The organism is Streptomyces sp. NPDC090108, from assembly GCF_044747185.1.
GTDB lineage: Bacteria > Actinomycetota > Actinomycetes > Streptomycetales > Streptomycetaceae > Streptomyces.
In genome coordinates this window covers 589,253-604,462 of the sequence record NZ_JBIVDQ010000001.1, presented here as the reverse complement: position 1 = coordinate 604,462, position 15,210 = coordinate 589,253, and the positions used below count along the sequence as shown (strand labels likewise).

13 protein-coding genes are annotated in these 15,210 nt (G+C 73.6%); 8 read left to right on the top strand and 5 right to left on the bottom strand.

Going from position 1 to position 15,210, the window contains the following annotated elements; genetic code table 11:
* Window positions 1–232: 232 nt before the first annotated feature.
* Entirely contained in the window at window positions 233–3,085 is a 2,853-nt protein-coding gene (locus ACIPRD_RS02570; RefSeq protein ID WP_401560019.1) for a DEAD/DEAH box helicase, read from the bottom strand.
* A gap of 503 nt (window positions 3,086–3,588) precedes the next feature.
* On the opposite strand from ACIPRD_RS02570, the gene ACIPRD_RS02565 reads away from it, so the two are divergent.
* Complete coding sequence (locus ACIPRD_RS02565; RefSeq protein WP_356405710.1) at window positions 3,589–4,329, top strand: ferritin-like fold-containing protein; 741 nt, start codon at window positions 3,589–3,591, stop codon at window positions 4,327–4,329.
* Between the two features lie 120 nt (window positions 4,330–4,449).
* On the opposite strand, the gene ACIPRD_RS02560 is transcribed toward ACIPRD_RS02565, so the two are convergent.
* The 4 genes from ACIPRD_RS02560 to ACIPRD_RS02545 all read right to left on the bottom strand — a co-directional run bounded on the left by ACIPRD_RS02560 (window position 4,450) and on the right by ACIPRD_RS02545 (window position 6,375).
* Entirely contained in the window at window positions 4,450–4,722 is a 273-nt protein-coding gene (locus tag ACIPRD_RS02560) for a hypothetical protein (RefSeq protein WP_356405708.1), read from the bottom strand.
* Between the two features lie 209 nt (window positions 4,723–4,931).
* On the bottom strand, window positions 4,932–5,159 hold the full coding sequence (locus ACIPRD_RS02555) for a DUF3107 domain-containing protein (protein WP_356405706.1): 228 nt from the start codon (window positions 5,157–5,159) through the stop codon (window positions 4,932–4,934).
* A gap of 187 nt (window positions 5,160–5,346) precedes the next feature.
* On the bottom strand, window positions 5,347–5,988 hold the full coding sequence (locus ACIPRD_RS02550; RefSeq protein ID WP_356405704.1) for a TetR/AcrR family transcriptional regulator: 642 nt from the start codon (window positions 5,986–5,988) through the stop codon (window positions 5,347–5,349).
* A 165-nt stretch (window positions 5,989–6,153) separates the two neighbouring features.
* The gene (locus tag ACIPRD_RS02545; protein WP_356405702.1) at window positions 6,154–6,375 is read right to left on the bottom strand and encodes a hypothetical protein; all 222 of its coding nucleotides are present in this window, start codon (window positions 6,373–6,375) and stop codon (window positions 6,154–6,156) included.
* 224 nt (window positions 6,376–6,599) lie between these two features.
* On the opposite strand from ACIPRD_RS02545, the gene ACIPRD_RS02540 reads away from it, so the two are divergent.
* From ACIPRD_RS02540 to ACIPRD_RS02510, 7 genes are all read left to right on the top strand, one after another.
* Entirely contained in the window at window positions 6,600–7,646 is a 1,047-nt protein-coding gene (locus ACIPRD_RS02540; RefSeq protein ID WP_356405700.1) for an alpha/beta hydrolase, read from the top strand.
* Window positions 7,647–7,807: 161 nt separating this feature from the next.
* Window positions 7,808–9,064: a DUF3152 domain-containing protein gene (locus tag ACIPRD_RS02535; RefSeq protein WP_401560016.1), complete on the top strand. Its 1,257-nt coding sequence runs from the start codon at window positions 7,808–7,810 to the stop codon at window positions 9,062–9,064.
* 56 nt (window positions 9,065–9,120) lie between these two features.
* Entirely contained in the window at window positions 9,121–9,216 is a 96-nt protein-coding gene (locus tag ACIPRD_RS02530) for an Ms4533A family Cys-rich leader peptide (protein ID WP_356405696.1), read from the top strand.
* A 157-nt stretch (window positions 9,217–9,373) separates the two neighbouring features.
* The gene (locus tag ACIPRD_RS02525) at window positions 9,374–11,086 is read left to right on the top strand and encodes an ABC transporter substrate-binding protein (protein WP_401559264.1); all 1,713 of its coding nucleotides are present in this window, start codon (window positions 9,374–9,376) and stop codon (window positions 11,084–11,086) included.
* Window positions 11,087–11,090: 4 nt separating this feature from the next.
* On the top strand, window positions 11,091–12,236 hold the full coding sequence (locus tag ACIPRD_RS02520; protein WP_401559262.1) for an ABC transporter permease: 1,146 nt from the start codon (window positions 11,091–11,093) through the stop codon (window positions 12,234–12,236).
* Window positions 12,233–13,231 carry an ABC transporter permease gene (locus ACIPRD_RS02515; protein WP_356405690.1) on the top strand — a complete coding sequence of 333 codons (999 nt, stop codon included), beginning with the start codon at window positions 12,233–12,235 and terminating at the stop codon, window positions 13,229–13,231. Before ACIPRD_RS02520 ends, ACIPRD_RS02515 begins: the two co-directional genes overlap by 4 nt.
* Window positions 13,228–15,000, top strand: coding sequence for a dipeptide ABC transporter ATP-binding protein (locus ACIPRD_RS02510; RefSeq protein ID WP_401559259.1), 1,773 nt, complete (start codon window positions 13,228–13,230; stop codon window positions 14,998–15,000). The genes ACIPRD_RS02515 and ACIPRD_RS02510 overlap by 4 nt, the downstream gene beginning before the upstream one ends.
* The last annotated feature ends 210 nt before the right edge of the window (window positions 15,001–15,210 follow it).

The following is a 15,210-nucleotide window of genomic DNA, read 5'->3' as shown; positions in this document are numbered from 1 at the left end:
CGCGAGCCGGCCGGCGCTCGCCTCGGTGTAGGCGAGCGGGAGCGCGGTCGCGGTGGCGTCCGTGTCGAGCAGCGCCCGGCGCACGCCCGCGAGCCGGGGGCCGGGCGGCCGTACGCAACGGCGAGCGGCGCTGCGAGCGGCCGGGGGGCGGGGGACGACGAAGGCCCGGTCCCCCCTCGGGGGAACCGGGCCTTCGGTCGGGCTGTGCGCCGCCCGTGCGGGCGGTCGCGGATCAGGCCTCCGCGGTCTCCGCGGTCGCCGCGGCCTTGCGCGTACGGCGCGCCTTCGGCTTGGCCTCGGCCTCGGGGGCCTCGACCGCGACGGCGGTCGCCTTGCGCGTGCGGCGCGGCTTGACCTCCGGCTCGGCGCTCGCCTGCGCCGGGATCTCCGGAGCGGCGGCGACGGCCTTACGGGTGCGTCGTGCCTTCGGCGCGGCAGCCTCCGTACCGTCGACCGCGTCCACCGTGGCGGCGGCGGTCTTCCTCGTCCGGCGGGGCTTGGCCTCGGTCTCGGCCTCGGGGGCCTCGACCGTGGCGGCGGCCTTGCGGGTGCGGCGCGGCTTGGCCTCGGTGCCTTCGGCGGTGTCGGCGACGGCCTCGGCGGCGGCGGTGGTCTTCCGCGTCCGGCGCGGCTTGGCCTCGGTCTCGGCCTCGGGGGCCTCGACCACGGCGGCGGCCTTGCGGGTGCGGCGCGGCTTGGCCTCGGTGCCTTCGGCGGTGTCGACGGCGGCCTCGGCGGCAGCGGTGGTCTTCCGCGTCCGGCGCGGCTTGACCTCGGCCTCGGCCTCAGGGGCCTCGACCGTGGCAGCGGCCTTCCGGGTGCGGCGGGGCTTGGCCTCGGTCTCGGCCTCGGGGGCCTCGACCGTGGCGGCGGCCTTGCGGGTGCGGCGCGGCTTGGCCTCGGTGCCCTCGGCGGTGTCGGCGACGGCCTCGGCGGCAGTCGTCTTCCGGGTACGACGCGGCTTCGCCTCGGCCTCGGGAGCCTGGACGGCCTCCGCGGTGACCGTTGCTTCCACGGCGGTCTTGCCGGCCTGGCGCGGCTCGGCGGCCGGGGCGGCCTCCTGCGTGCTCTCGGGCGTGGCGACGGCAGCCGGTCCGGCGGCCCTGTGGGCACGGCGGCGCGGCCGGGCCTCGGTGACGACCGGCGTGGCCGGAGCGGCCGGGGCGGTCTCCTGCGTGCTCTCGGGCGTGGCGACGGCAGCCTCGGCGGCCGGTCCGGCGGCCCTGCGGGCACGGCGGCGCGGCCGGGCCTCGGCCTCGGCGACGACCGGCGTGGCCGGGGCAACCGGGGCAACCGGGGCGGCCACGACGGCGGTGGCGGCGGCGGCAGCAGCCTCCGCGGCCTCGGCGGCAGCCCGCTCCGGGGTCTGGAACCTCGGACGGGTGGTCACCGGAGCGACCGGTGCGACCGGAGCCTGGAACACCGGGCGGACCCGGGGAGACTGCGTCGCCCTGCGGATGCGCGGGTGGGCCAGCGGCTCCGGAGCCTTCACGGCGGCCGGGGTCGGCGCCTTGGCCTTGGCGGCGGCCGGGGCCGGCGCCTTCTCCGTGACGGTCTCGGGGCGCGTGGCCGCGGCAGCGGTGTTCACGGCCTGCGCGGGCGCCGCGCCACGCGTCCGGCGACGCCGGCGCGGGGTACGGGTCGTCGCCTGAGCCTCGTCGGCGGAACCGGCGGAACCGGCGGGGACGGCCGGGGCGGAGCTCGCCGGAGCGGAGCCCGTCTCGGTGGTGGCCGGCGTCGTGACGGCCGGAGCGGCGGAGTCCTCCGGCGCGCCATTGCGGGTACGGCGGCGACGACGCGGCGTACGCTCACGCTCGGCCGGCGCCGACTCGGCACGCTCACCGCGGCCGCCCCGGTCACGCTCGTTGCGGCCGCCGCGCGCACCGCGGCCACCGGTCTCACCCAGGTCCTCGATCACCTCCGCGTCGAGACCGGCGCGGGTCCGCTCCGAACGCGGCAGTATGCCCTTGGTGCCGGCGGGGATGCCGAGGTCCGAGAACAGGTGCGGGGAGCTGGAGTACGTCTCCACCGGGTCGTGGAAGCCCAGCTCCAGCGCCTTGTTGATCAGCTGCCAGCGCGGGATGTCGTCCCAGTCGACGAACGTGATCGCCGTACCCTTGGCGCCCGCGCGGCCGGTGCGGCCGACACGGTGCAGGAAGGTCTTCTCGTCCTCGGGGGACTGGTAGTTGATGACGTGGGTGACACCCTCGACGTCGATGCCGCGCGCGGCGACGTCGGTGCAGACGAGGACGTCGACCTTGCCGTTGCGGAAGGCGCGCAGCGCCTGCTCGCGGGCACCCTGGCCGAGGTCGCCGTGGACCGCGCCGGAGGCGAAGCCGCGGCGCTGGAGCTGCTCGGCGATGTCGGCGGCCGTGCGCTTGGTACGGCAGAAGATCATCGCCAGTCCGCGGCCGTCGGCCTGCAGGATGCGGGCGACCATCTCCGGCTTGTCCATGTTGTGCGCGCGGAAGACGTGCTGCTTGATGTTCGCGACCGTCGCGCCCGTGTCGTCCGGCGCGGTGGCGCGGATGTGCGTGGGCTTGGACATGTAGCGGCGCGCGAGGCCGATGACCGCGCCCGGCATGGTCGCCGAGAACAGCATGGTCTGGCGCTTGGCCGGCAGCATGGCGATGATCTTCTCGACGTCGGGCAGGAAGCCCAGGTCGAGCATCTCGTCGGCCTCGTCGAGGACGAGGGCCTTGACGTGCCGGAGGTCCAGCTTCTTCTGGCCCGCGAGGTCCAGCAGACGGCCCGGGGTGCCGACGATCACGTCGACGCCCTTCTGGAGCATCTCGACCTGCGGCTCGTAGGCACGGCCGCCGTAGATCGCCGCGACGCGCACGTTGCGCACCTTGCCGGCGGTCTGGAGGTCGTTGGTGACCTGGGTGCACAGCTCGCGCGTGGGCACCACGACGAGCGCCTGCGGGGCGTCGGTCAGGGCCTCGGGGGCGGCGCGCCCGGCCTCGACGTCCGCGGGCACGACGACGCGCTCCAGCAGCGGGAGACCGAAGCCCAGGGTCTTGCCGGTGCCGGTCTTGGCCTGGCCGATGATGTCCGTGCCCGTGAGGGCGACGGGCAGCGTCATCTCCTGGATGGGGAAGGGACTGATGATGCCGACGGCCTCCAGGGCCTCGGCGGTCTCGGGGAAGATTCCGAGTTCTCGAAACGTCGTAGTCAGGGTCATGCCTCTTCTGTGTGCGCGGTCCGAGGCGAGCGCGGGGGTCATGTCTGGCCGTGCCGGGGACGTCGGCCGCCGTGCGGCCGGATCACTCGGGCAAGCCGTATGACACGGGACCTCTGCCGACGCTCTAGCGCTCGTACCGCTAAGGATGTTCCTCCGGTCGTCGTACGTGCGGTGCAGTACGGCCACGGAGGGCTGTCGGGTCGGAGCCGATCGGGCCACCGACCGGGCATCCTCATGCGTGCGGCCTGTCGGGACGCGTCGAACACCGTCGACGCACTCAGCAGGCGCATTACCACCATACCTCGGATTGACGCACACGTGATGGCCGAATTGGTCACGTAGTCGTCGTCACAGTGCTTCACCGGGAGCTTCCGGCGTGGGGGAGGCGGGCTATTGTGCGCCTCATGACTAGCTCTGACAAGCCCGAGAACGCCTCCGCCGCCGCACCCACCGGCGTCGCCGCCCAGGACTGGGCCACCGCCGCCGCGGAGCCGCAGTACCGTGCGGCCGTCGTGGACCTGATCGGCGCGCTCGCGTACGGGGAGATGGCGGCGTTCGAGCGGCTCGCGGAGGACGCCAAGCTGGCGCCGACCCTGGGTGACAAGGCGGAGCTGGCGAAGATGGCCTCGGCGGAGTTCCACCACTTCGAGCGGCTGCGGGACCGGCTGACCGAGATCGGCGCGGAGCCGACGGCGGCGATGGAGCCGTTCGTCGCGGCCCTGGACGGCTTCCACCGGCAGACCGCGCCTTCGGACTGGCTGGAGGGTCTGGTCAAGGCCTACGTCGGCGACTCGATCGCGAGCGACTTCTACCGGGAGGTCGCGGCCCGCCTCGACTCCGACACGCGCGAACTCGTCCTCGCCGTGCTGGACGACACCGGGCACGCCGAGTTCGCGGTGGAGAAGGTGCGCGCCGCGATCGACGCCGACCCGCGCGTGGGCGGGCGGCTCGCGCTGTGGGCGCGGCGGCTGATGGGCGAGGCGCTGTCGCAGTCCCAGCGGGTGGTCGCCGAGCGCGACGCGCTGTCGACGATGCTCGTGGGAGGCGTGGCCGACGGGTTCGACCTCGCCGAGGTCGGGCGGATGTTCTCGCGGATCACCGAGGCCCACACCAAGCGGATGGCCGCGCTGGGCCTGGCCGCGTAGGACGTGCCCGAGGGGCGTGGTCCGCGTGACCGCGCCCCTTCGTGCTGCCCAGCCGACCCCCTGGCTCTGCCGACCCCTGGCTCTGCCGGTCCTTGGCGCCGCCGGTCCCGGGCCGCTTCGTCACGCCGGGGCTGATCGTCGGCGCAGGCGGCCCGTCGTGGGGCGCAGGAGCAGGGAGAGGGACGCCGCGGAGACGATCACGGCACCCAGGAGGCTCGGCAGGGCGGTTCCGGGGCCCAGGGCGGTGTGGGTGACGAAGTCACCGAAGAGGGCTCCGGCGACACCCGTGGAGAGGACCAGGGGGCGTGCGGGCAGGCGGTGCGAAAGGCGGCGCGTGGCCGCCCAGGCGAGGATCAGGCCGAGCAAGGCGGATCCGAGCACTTCCAGGATCATGTCGGGGGGTCCCTCCCACGGCGTCCCGTGCTTCACGGTCGTAGCCCGTCATACCCGTGACCTGCGGATTCCAATCCTCCCCTGTGGGCGACTCGCGTGGTTTCTGTGCACACGCGTACGAGCGACCCACTTCTGTGCACAGGTGTGCGGACGCGGCATGCGGAAGGGCCCGGCGGCACAGTGCCACCGGGCCCTTCCGTCGCGTTCGGCTACAGCGTGCCGAAACCGACCTTGCGGACGGTCGGCTCACCGATCTCCACGTACGCCAGGCGGTCGGCCGGGACCAGGATCTGGCGGCCGCGCTCGTCCTTCAGGCTCAGCAGAGCCGACTTGCCGGCCAGCGCCTCCGCCACCACGCGCTCGATCTCCTCGACGCTCTGACCGCTCTCCAGAACGATCTCGCGGGGCGCGTGCTGCACGCCGATCTTGACCTCCACGGCTATGTCCCTCCGACGGTCAGTGATGTGCGCGATCTTCCGCGCCGTACGCTGCACACATTAGCCCGGTGAGGGGACGTACACGCTGCGGGCCGGAACGCCAACAGCGAACACCCCGCGGGAACAGATGTCCCACGGGGTGCGAGAAGGCCTCAGTGTCGGCCGGCGGAACCGGCCGGTACCGCCGTCAGTGGTGCTCGTTGCCGTGCAGCGGGAAACCGGCGATTCCGCGCCAGGCCAGCGAGGCCAGCAGCTGCACCGCCTGGTCGCGCGGCACGGTGCGGTCGCTGTGCAGCCAGGAGCGGGCCACCACCTGGGCGAGGCCGCCGAGCCCGGAGGCGAGCAGCATCGACTCGGCCCGCGAGAGACCGGTGTCCTCCGCGATGACCTCGCAGATCGCGGCGGCGCACTCGTTGGTGACCTTGTCGACGCGCTCGCGCACCGCGGGCTCGTTCGTCAGGTCCGACTCGAAGACCAGCCGGAAGGCGCCGCCGTCGTCCTCGACGTACGCGAAGTAGGCGTCCATGGTCGCCCGGACGCGCTGCTTGTTGTCGGACGTCGAGGCGAGCGCGGCGCGCACGGACTGGATCAGCGACTCGCAGTGCTGGTCCAGCAGCGCCAGGTAGAGATCGAGCTTGCCGGGGAAGTGCTGGTAGAGCACCGGCTTGCTGACCCCGGCCCGCTCGGCGATGTCGTCCATCGCGGCCGCGTGATAGCCCTGTGCGACGAAGACCTCCTGGGCGGCGCCCAGCAGCTGGTTCCGTCGGGCTCGGCGCGGCAGACGGGTGCCCCGTGGGCGCGCCGCCTCAGTTTGCTCGATGGCTGTCACGCCGCCTCCCAATGTCGTCCACATGCGGTGTCGGCCGCGCGGCCATCGTACTTTTCGGTAACCCTGGTGTGCGCGGTGCGAGCGCAGAATTTCACGTCCCGGACGGTGACGAAAGCCGTGCAGCGTGCCGCGTCGGGGCGGTGGGCGCCGTGAGGTCCTGCCAGGTCAGCGGTAGTCGTCCTCGTCGAGTGCCACCACGCGCGTCTGTTCGATGAGATCGGCCTCGTTCCCGCGCGCCGGATCGACCTCCGACAGGGGGTCGTCCTGGTCCGGTGCGACGGCGGCGTGCTGCTCGACGGCGTCACCCTCGGGGGCCTCGACGTCGATCTCCGTGAGATCGGCCTCCAGATCCTCGACGGCGTCGGGCTCGGTGGGGTCATAGGCCATGGCGGGCTCCCTTCCTAGGAACGTCCCTGGACCATCAGGGGGCCACATGCGGGTGCCCTGCATATGAGCCTAGGAGACACCCGAACCCCGCGCCATGTCATCGGCCCCGGTCCGCCGGGGCGGCACGGCGGCGCTGTCCCGGCGCGGCCGGTTTCAAACCCTGGGCCTTCCTTTGTGACCGCCGCCACATGGGACACGGTGTGATCGTCTCGTAACATTGGCGCATGTCTTCGACCGAGTCGCCGTCCGTGCCGGCCGCCAGCGTGCTCCCGAGGGTGTCACCCGTCAGGGTGGGCGAGGACGAGCGGCTGCGGTCGGTGAGGCTGCCCGGCGTCACGCTGTCGGTCCGCTCCCGGCGCCGCGCGCGTCCGGGCCTTCCGGCCGCGCTGTACGTGCACGGGCTCGGCGGCTCCTCGCAGAACTGGTCGGCGCTGATGGCCGAGCTGGACGAGGTCGTGGACAGCGAGGCGGTCGACCTGCCGGGCTTCGGCGACTCCCCGCCGCCGGACGACGGGGACTACTCCGTCACCGGGCACGCGCGCGCGGTCATCCGTTACCTGGACGCCTCCGGACGCGGTCCGGTCCATCTCTTCGGCAACTCGCTCGGCGGCGCGGTCTCCACCCGCGTGGCCGCCGTGCGCCCCGACCTCGTCCGCACGCTCACGCTGGTCTCCCCGGCGCTGCCCGAGCTGCGGATCCAGCGGAGCGCGGCGCCGACCGGGCTGCTGGGCGTGCCCGGCGTGGCCGCCCTCTTCAACCGCCTCACCCGGGAGTGGACGGCCGAGCAGCGGGTGCGCGGGGTCCTGGCGCTCTGCTACGGCGACCCCGGGCGCGTGTCGCCCGAGGCCGTCGGGCACGCGGTGGAGGAACTGGAGCGGCGGCTGCGGCTGCCGTACTTCTGGGACGCGATGGCGCGTTCCGCGCGCGGGATCGTCAACGCCTACACCCTGGGCGGCCAGCAGGGGCTGTGGCGGCAGGCCGAGCGCGTGCTCGCCCCGACGCTGCTCGTGTACGGCGGCCGCGACCAGCTCGTCGGCTTCCGCATGGCCCACAAGGCCGCCCGGTCCTTCCGTGACTCCCGCCTGCTGTCCCTCCCGGACGCCGGGCACGTCGCGATGATGGAATACCCTGAGCTGGTGGCCACCGCCTTCCGTGAACTCCTCGCGGACCAGGGCGAGTCGGCACCCGGGAGCGCGGATCGGAGCGCGCCGGGATCCGTTCCGGACACCGCCGCCGGGGACGACGTTCGCGCCACGGGCGCGGGGAGCTGAGAGCAGAAGTGGGACGCCACAGTCGCCGGGGGCGGGCCCCCAAGGGTGAGACCGCGGACATCGCGGACATAGGGAGCGCGGATCCGGCCGGCCGGGCGGACGCGCGGGACGACGCCGGTCTCCCCTCCTCCGCCGGACCGGGCGGTCCGGGGCTGCCCGGCATGCGCCGGGCGCCGGACGGCACACCCGCCCACGGCACCCCGCGCCTGTCCGACGGCACCCCGGCGCACGGCTTCCCGCGGGCCCGGGAGGCCGCCGCCCGCGGCGGCCACCCCGAGCAGCGCGAAAACGGCGGCGGCTGGGGCGAGTTCACCGGCGGAACAGGCGGTACGGGCAGCTCTCCGGGTGTCGGCTTCGCCCCGGACCGGGGTGCCGGCGCGGCCGGTCCGTTCCCGCGGCAGCGGCAGACCGGCGCCGGACCCCGCCAGGAGTACCTCGACGCCTTCCAGTCCGACGCGGGCCCCTTCGGGAACCGCCCGGGCGGCTCCCGCGGGGCCACCGGGACACGCGAGCGGTACGACAACGGTGTCCGCCCCGTCGCCGCGGCGGCCGGAGCCGGGGGCCCCGGTGGCCCCGGCGGCGACGGCGATGACGGCGTGGCGCCCGGCGGTGTGCCCGCGCCGCGCAACGGCGGCAAGGGGCGCGCCTTCACCGGCATCGCGGCGGCCGCCGTGGTGACCGTGCTCGCGGTGGTGGTCGCGGGACAGGTCGTCGGCAGCGAGGCGGACGGCGCGGGCGGGCGGGCCGCCGCCGACGGCCCGGCGCGCGACGCGGGCACCGACGGGCCGCTGCCGACCGCCGCGCCGAGCGCGGTCACGCTGTCGTACGACCAGAAGATGGCCATCAAGTACCCCCTCGGCGCGAAGCTGAAGGGCCCGGGGACGTTCGACGCCGTCCCGGGCTTCGCCAAGGCGCCCGGCAAGGGGCACAAGTACACCTACCGCGTGGACATCGAGCGGCGGCTCGGCCTGGACGGCTCGCTGTTCGCCGCCGCCGTGCAGAAGACCCTGAACGACAACCGCAGTTGGGCCCACGACGGGGCCCGCACCTTCGAGCGCGTCTCCTCCGGCAGGCCGGACTTCGTGATCACGCTCGCCAGCCCCGGCACCACCGCCGAATGGTGCGCCAAGTCGGGCCTGGACACCACGGAGGACAACGTGTCCTGCGACTCGGCGTCCACCGAGCGCGTGATGATCAACGCCTACCGCTGGGCCCAGGGCAGCAAGACATACGGGGACAAGATCCACCCTTACCGGCAGATGCTCATCAACCACGAGGTCGGCCACCGGCTCGGTCACGGCCATGTGACGTGCCAGAAGGACGGCGAACTGGCGCCGGTCATGCAGCAGCAGACCAAGTTCCTCGACCACGACGGAATCCACTGCCTGCCCAACCCCTGGCCATATCCCACGAGTTGACGGACAGCGCTCATGTCACATTGACATGAGTCGAAGGTTCGTTCATATTTTTGCGCATGTCGTCCCGTCACGCCGTCTTCAGCAGCGCCGCCATCGAGCTGGCGCTCATCGGCGTGACCGCGCTCTGCGTGGCCGACATCGACTGTCGCTGACCCCGCCTCCTGGCGTTCGCGTCGCGACCATCTCCGCAGGTACCCGTCCGTGGCCCGGCCACGGACTTTTCGACGACCCGACGCCGGGGCCGACGTCTGTCCGCAGCCGTCTCACTCCACGTTCTTCTGTCTCAGTATCCGAGAGGTCGTCATTCCGATGCGTCAATCGTCCGTCATAGCGCGCCGCGTGGCAGCGGCATCCGTCAGCCTGGTCGTGGCAGCGGGCGCCGCCGCCTGCGGCCCGAAGGACAACGATGCCAAGGCCTCCGGCGGAGACGCCACGCCCCACAAGGGCGGCACGCTCACGGTGCTGAACGCGCAGGCGCAGCAGGACTTCGACCCCGCCCGCCTCTACACCTCCGGCGGCGGCAACGTCCCCTCGCTCGTCTTCCGCACCCTCACCACGCGCCACCGCGAGAACGGCGCGGCCGGCGCCAAGGTGGTGCCGGACCTCGCGACCGACACCGGGCGTCCCAGCAAGGACGCGACCGTGTGGACGTACACCCTGAAGCCGGGCCTGAAGTACGAGGACGGCACCCCGATCACCTCCGCCGACATCAAGTACGGCATCGAGCGCTCCTTCGCCCCCGAGCTCTCCGGCGGCGCCCCCTACCTGCGCGACTGGCTGGCCGGCGCGGCCGGGTACCAGGGCCCCTACAAGGACAAGAAGGGCCTCGCGTCGATCGGCACGCCGGACGCCCGGACCATCGTCTTCCACCTGAACAAGCCCGAGGGCGAGTTCCCCTACCTCGCCACCCAGACGCAGTTCACCCCGGTGCCGAAGGCCAAGGACACCGGCACCAAGTACGAGGAGCACCCCGTCTCGTCCGGCCCCTACAAGGTCGTCAAGAACGAGAACGACGGCGAGCACCTCGTCCTCGCCCGCAACCCGCACTGGTCCGGCGACGACGAGCGCAAGGCCTACCCGGACACCGTCGACGTCCGCTCCGGTCTCGACTCCTCCGTGATCAACCAGCGGCTGTCCGCCTCCCAGGGCGCGGACGCCGCCGCGGTCACCACGGACACCAACCTCGGCCCGGCCGAACTCGCCAAGGTCACCGGCGACAAGCGCCTCGCCGCGCGCGTCGGCACCGGCCGCTTCGGCTACACGAACTACATCGCCTTCAACCCGAAGGTGAAGCCGTTCGACGACCCCAAGGTGCGCCAGGCGATCGCGTACGCCGTCGACCGCTCCTCGGTCGTCAACGCGGCCGGCGGCTCCGCGCTCGCCGAGCCCGCCACCACCTTCCTGCCGGACCAGAAGTCCTTCGGCTACACGCCGTACGACCCGTTCCCGGCCGGCGCCGGCGGCGACCCGGCCAAGGCCAGGGAGCTGCTGAAGGAGGCCGGTCACAAGAACGGCCTCACCGTGACCCTGACCCACTCCAACAGCAAGGACTTCGAGACCAGCCCGGAGATCGCCACCGCCCTCCAGGACGCGCTCAAGAAGGCCGGCGTCACCGTCAAGCTCCAGGGCCTGGAGGACAACGACTACCGCGACAAGATCCACAGTGTGAAGACCGAGCCCGGCTTCTTCCTCGCCCACTGGGGTGCCGACTGGCCCTCCGGCGGCCCCTTCCTCGCCCCGATCTTCGACGGCCGCCAGATCGTCCAGGACGGCGCGAACTTCAACACCGGCCTGCTGAAGGACAAGTCGGTCGACGACGAGATCGACGCGATCAACAAGCTGACCGACCTCAAGGCCGCCGCCGTCCGCTGGGGCGCGCTCGACAAGAAGATCGGCGAGCAGGCCCTGACCGTCCCGCTGTTCCACCCCGTCTACAAGCGCCTGTACGGCTCGGACGTCAAGAACATCGTGATCAGCGACTGGACCGGCGTGCTGGACATCTCCCAGGTCGCGGTGAAGTAGCGCTGTGAGTGAAGCACTTGCCGCCGTCGAGAGCGCCGGGGCGGACGTCTCCGCCCCGGCGCCCTCGGGGGCCCGTCAGTTCTGGCGAAGGCTGCGGGCGCGGCGCGCCGCCCTGGCCGCCGCCGTCGTCGTGGCGCTGCTCGTCCTGCTCGCGCTCGGCGCGCCGCTGTTCACGGCGATCGAGGGCCAGGACCCGACCACGTACCACCCCTCCCTGATCGACTCGGCGCGCGGCGGCGTGCCCGTCGGCACCTTCGGCGGCCTGAGCGCCGAACACTGGCTGGGCGTCGAACCGCAGACCGGCCGCGACCTGTTCGCGCGTCTCGTCTACGGCGCGCGGGTGTCGCTGGGCGTCGCCATGGCGGCCACCCTGATCCAGGTCACCATCGGCCTCCTGGTCGGCGTGGCCTCGGCCCTCGGCAGCCGCTGGGTCGACCAGCTGCTCAGCCGCGTCACGGACATCATCGTCGCGCTCCCCCTGATGATCATGTCGCTGGCGCTGCTGGCGATCGTCCCGCCGAGCTTTCCCCGGCCCGTCCTGGTCACCCTCGTCATCGGGCTGATCGCCTGGGGCAACATCGCGAAGATCGTGCGCGCGCAGACCCTCGCCCTCAAGGGGCTCGACCACGTCTCCGCCGCCCGGCTCAGCGGCTGGGGCACCTGGCGCATCGCCCTGCGCGAACTGCTGCCCGGACTCGCCGCGCCGGTCATCACCTACGCCGCCCTGCTGGTCCCCGTGAACATCTCCACCGAGGCGGCCCTGTCCTTCCTCGGCGTCGGAGTGAAGCCGCCGACCCCCTCCTGGGGACAGATGCTCACCGCCGCCGACGTCTGGTACCAGGCGGCGCCGCAGTACCTGCTGCTGCCCGCCGGCGCCCTGTTCGTCACCGTCCTCGCCCTCACCGTCCTCGGCGACGGCGTCCGCACCGCCCTCGACCCCCGCGCGGCCTCCCGCCTGCGCGTCGGCACCGGCCGCGGGAACGCCGACGACGGCGCACCCGCAGCGGACGGCGCGCCCACAGCGGACGGCGCACCGACCGCGGAGAGCGTTCCCCCGGCGGACGGCGTTCCGGCCGCGGACGGTACCTCCGCCGCGAAGGACGCCGCCGCGAAGGACGCCGCCCCCACCGTGAAGGAGGAGACCGCGTGAGCGGCTTCGGCGGGTTCGTCCTGCGCCGCACCCTGGGCACGGTGATCACCCTGCTCGCCATCTCGGTGCTCGTCTACGTCGTCTTCTACGCCACCCCCGGCAACGTCGCCCAGATCACCTGCGGCCCGCGCTGCTCCCCGGAACAGGTGCACCAGGTCGCCCAGCAGCTCAAGCTCGGCGACCCGCTCTACCTGCGCTACTGGCACTTCCTCCAGGGCATCGTCGCCGGCCAGGACTACTCCACCGGCACCTCGGTGGCGCACTGCCCGGCACCCTGCCTCGGGCTGTCGTACCAGAGCGACCAGCAGGTCATGGACATCATCCTGACCAAGCTGCCGGTCAGCCTGTCGCTGGTCGCCGGGTCCATGGTCCTGTGGCTCGTGCTCGGCGTCGGCACCGGCGTGCTGTCCGCGTGGCGGCGCGGCCGGCTCTCCGAGCGGGTGCTGACCGTCGTCACGCTCGCCGGCTGGGCCACGCCCGTCTTCGTGCTCGGCCTGGTCCTGATGATCGTCGTCTGCGGCGAACTCCAGCTCCTGCCCTTCCCCGAGTACGTGAACCTCTCCGACGACCCCGAGCAGTGGGCGTGGAACCTGCTGCTGCCCTGGCTGTCCCTCGCCCTGATCGAGGCGGCCGCCTTCGCCCGGCTCACCCGCTCGGCGATGCTGGAGACCCTCGCCGAGGACCACATCCGCACCTTCCGCGCCTACGGCGTCTCCGAGCGCCGGATCGTCGGCCGGCACGCCCTGCGCGGCGCGCTCGCGCCCGTCATCGCGCTGAACGCCAACAACGTGGGCTCCGCCGTCGGCGGCGCCGTCCTCACCGAGACCCTGTTCGGGCTGCCCGGCATCGGCCAGGAACTGGTGCACGCGGTGAAGGTCGTCGACCTGCCCGTGGTCGTCGGCATGGTGCTGGTCGTCGGCTTCTTCGTGGTCATCGCCAACGCCGTCGCGGACGTCCTGTACGCGGTGGCCGACCGACGGGTGGTACTCGCATGAGCCTGGTCGAAGTCACCGACCTCACCGTCGAGTTCGGCTCCCTGCGGGCCGTCGACGGACTCTCCTTCCGCCTGGAGGAGGGCGCCGCCCTCGCCCTCGTCGGCGAGTCCGGCTCCGGCAAGTCCACCGTCGCGGGCGCCCTGCTGGGCCTGCACCGGGGCACCGGGGCGCGGGTCGGCGGCACCGTCCGGGTCGCCGGGACCGACGTACGGCGGGCGTCGGACGAGGAGCTGCGGCGGCTGCGCGGTGCCGGGGCGGCCATGGTCTTCCAGGACCCGCTGTCCTCGCTGGACCCGTACTACGCGATCGGCGACCAGATCGCCGAGGTGCACCGCGTCCACACGCGCGCGTCGCGGCGGGCGGCACGCGCGCGTGCCGTGGAGGTCCTGGACCGCGTCGGCATCCCCGACGCGGCACGCCGTTCCCGGTCCCGCCCGCACGAGTTCAGCGGCGGCATGCGCCAGCGCGCGCTCATCGCCATGGCCCTCGCCTGCGAGCCCGGGCTGCTGATCGCCGACGAACCGACCACCGCCCTCGACGTCACCGTGCAGGCCCAGATCCTCGATCTGCTGCACACGCTGCGCGAGGAGACCGGCATGGGGCTGCTGCTCGTCACCCACGACGTGGGCGTCGCCGCCGAGAGCGCCGACGACGTGCTGGTCATGCGGCACGGCCGGGCCGTCGAGCACGGGCCCGTGGGCGCCGTCCTCGCCGCGCCCCGCGAGACGTACACCCGCGAACTCCTCGCCGCCGTACCGCGGGTGGACGCGGTGCGGACCGTACCGGCCGCCGCGGCACCGTCCGACGGGCCGTCCGGTGAGCCGGCGGCCGGTGATCCGCCTGCCGACGGCCTCCCGTCCGGTGGGCCGCCGTCCGGTGACCTTGCGGCCGGTGACCTTGCGGCCGGTGACCTGCCGGCCGCCGGGGCCTCCGATGACGTGCCGGCCGCCGGGGCCTCCGGTGGCGGTCCGTCCGGCGGGGCCGTGCTGGAGGCCACCGGGCTGCGGCGCGTGTTCGGGCGGGGCAAGCGGGCCTTCACGGCCGTGGACGGCATCTCCCTGACCGTCCGCCGGGGCGAGACCCTCGGGATCGTGGGGGAGAGCGGCAGCGGCAAGACCACGCTGGGCCGCATGCTCGTCGGACTGCTGGAGCCGAGCGCCGGCACGATCCGCTACGAGGGCCGCCCGCACACCGGGGTGGACCCGGCCGTGCAGATGGTCTTCCAGGACCCCGTCTCCTCGCTCAACCCCCGCCGCAGCGTGGGCGAGTCCATCGCCGACCCGCTCCGCGCGCGGGGCGACCGCGACGAACGCGGCATCCACGCGCGCGTGACGGGACTGCTGGAACGCGTCGGCCTCGACGCGGCCCACTACGACCGCTATCCGCACGAGTTCAGCGGTGGCCAGCGCCAGCGCGTGGGCATCGCGCGTGCGCTCGCCGCCGACCCGCGCGTCATCGTCTGCGACGAGCCGGTCTCCGCGCTCGACGTCACCACCCAGGCCCAGGTCGTCGCCCTGCTCGGCGAACTCCAGCGGGAGCTCGGCCTCGCGCTCGTGTTCATCGCCCACGACCTCGCCGTGGTCCGCCAGGTCAGCGACCGGGTCGCGGTCATGCGCGAGGGCCGGGTCGTCGAGTCCGGGCCCGCCGACGAGGTGTACGACGCCCCGCGCGACCCCTACACCCGTCAACTCCTCGCCGCCGTACCGGCGCTGGACCCGGAGCTGGCCGCCGCGCGGCGTGCGGCACGGCACGAGCCGCTCGCCGTATGAGCTGACGTAACGTTTCGCGCGCCGACGGCGGCCGTGTGATCTCTTAGCGCGGCGGAACGCGGTCCGCACGCGAAAGTTACGACCGTTCACCCCTTTTGGTGGGGGGGGGGGGGGCCCCGCCCCCCCCCCCCCCCCCCCCCCCCCCCCCCGGGGCCCCCCCCCCCCCCCCCCCCCCCCCCCCCCCCCCCCCCCCCCCCCCCCCCCCCCCGG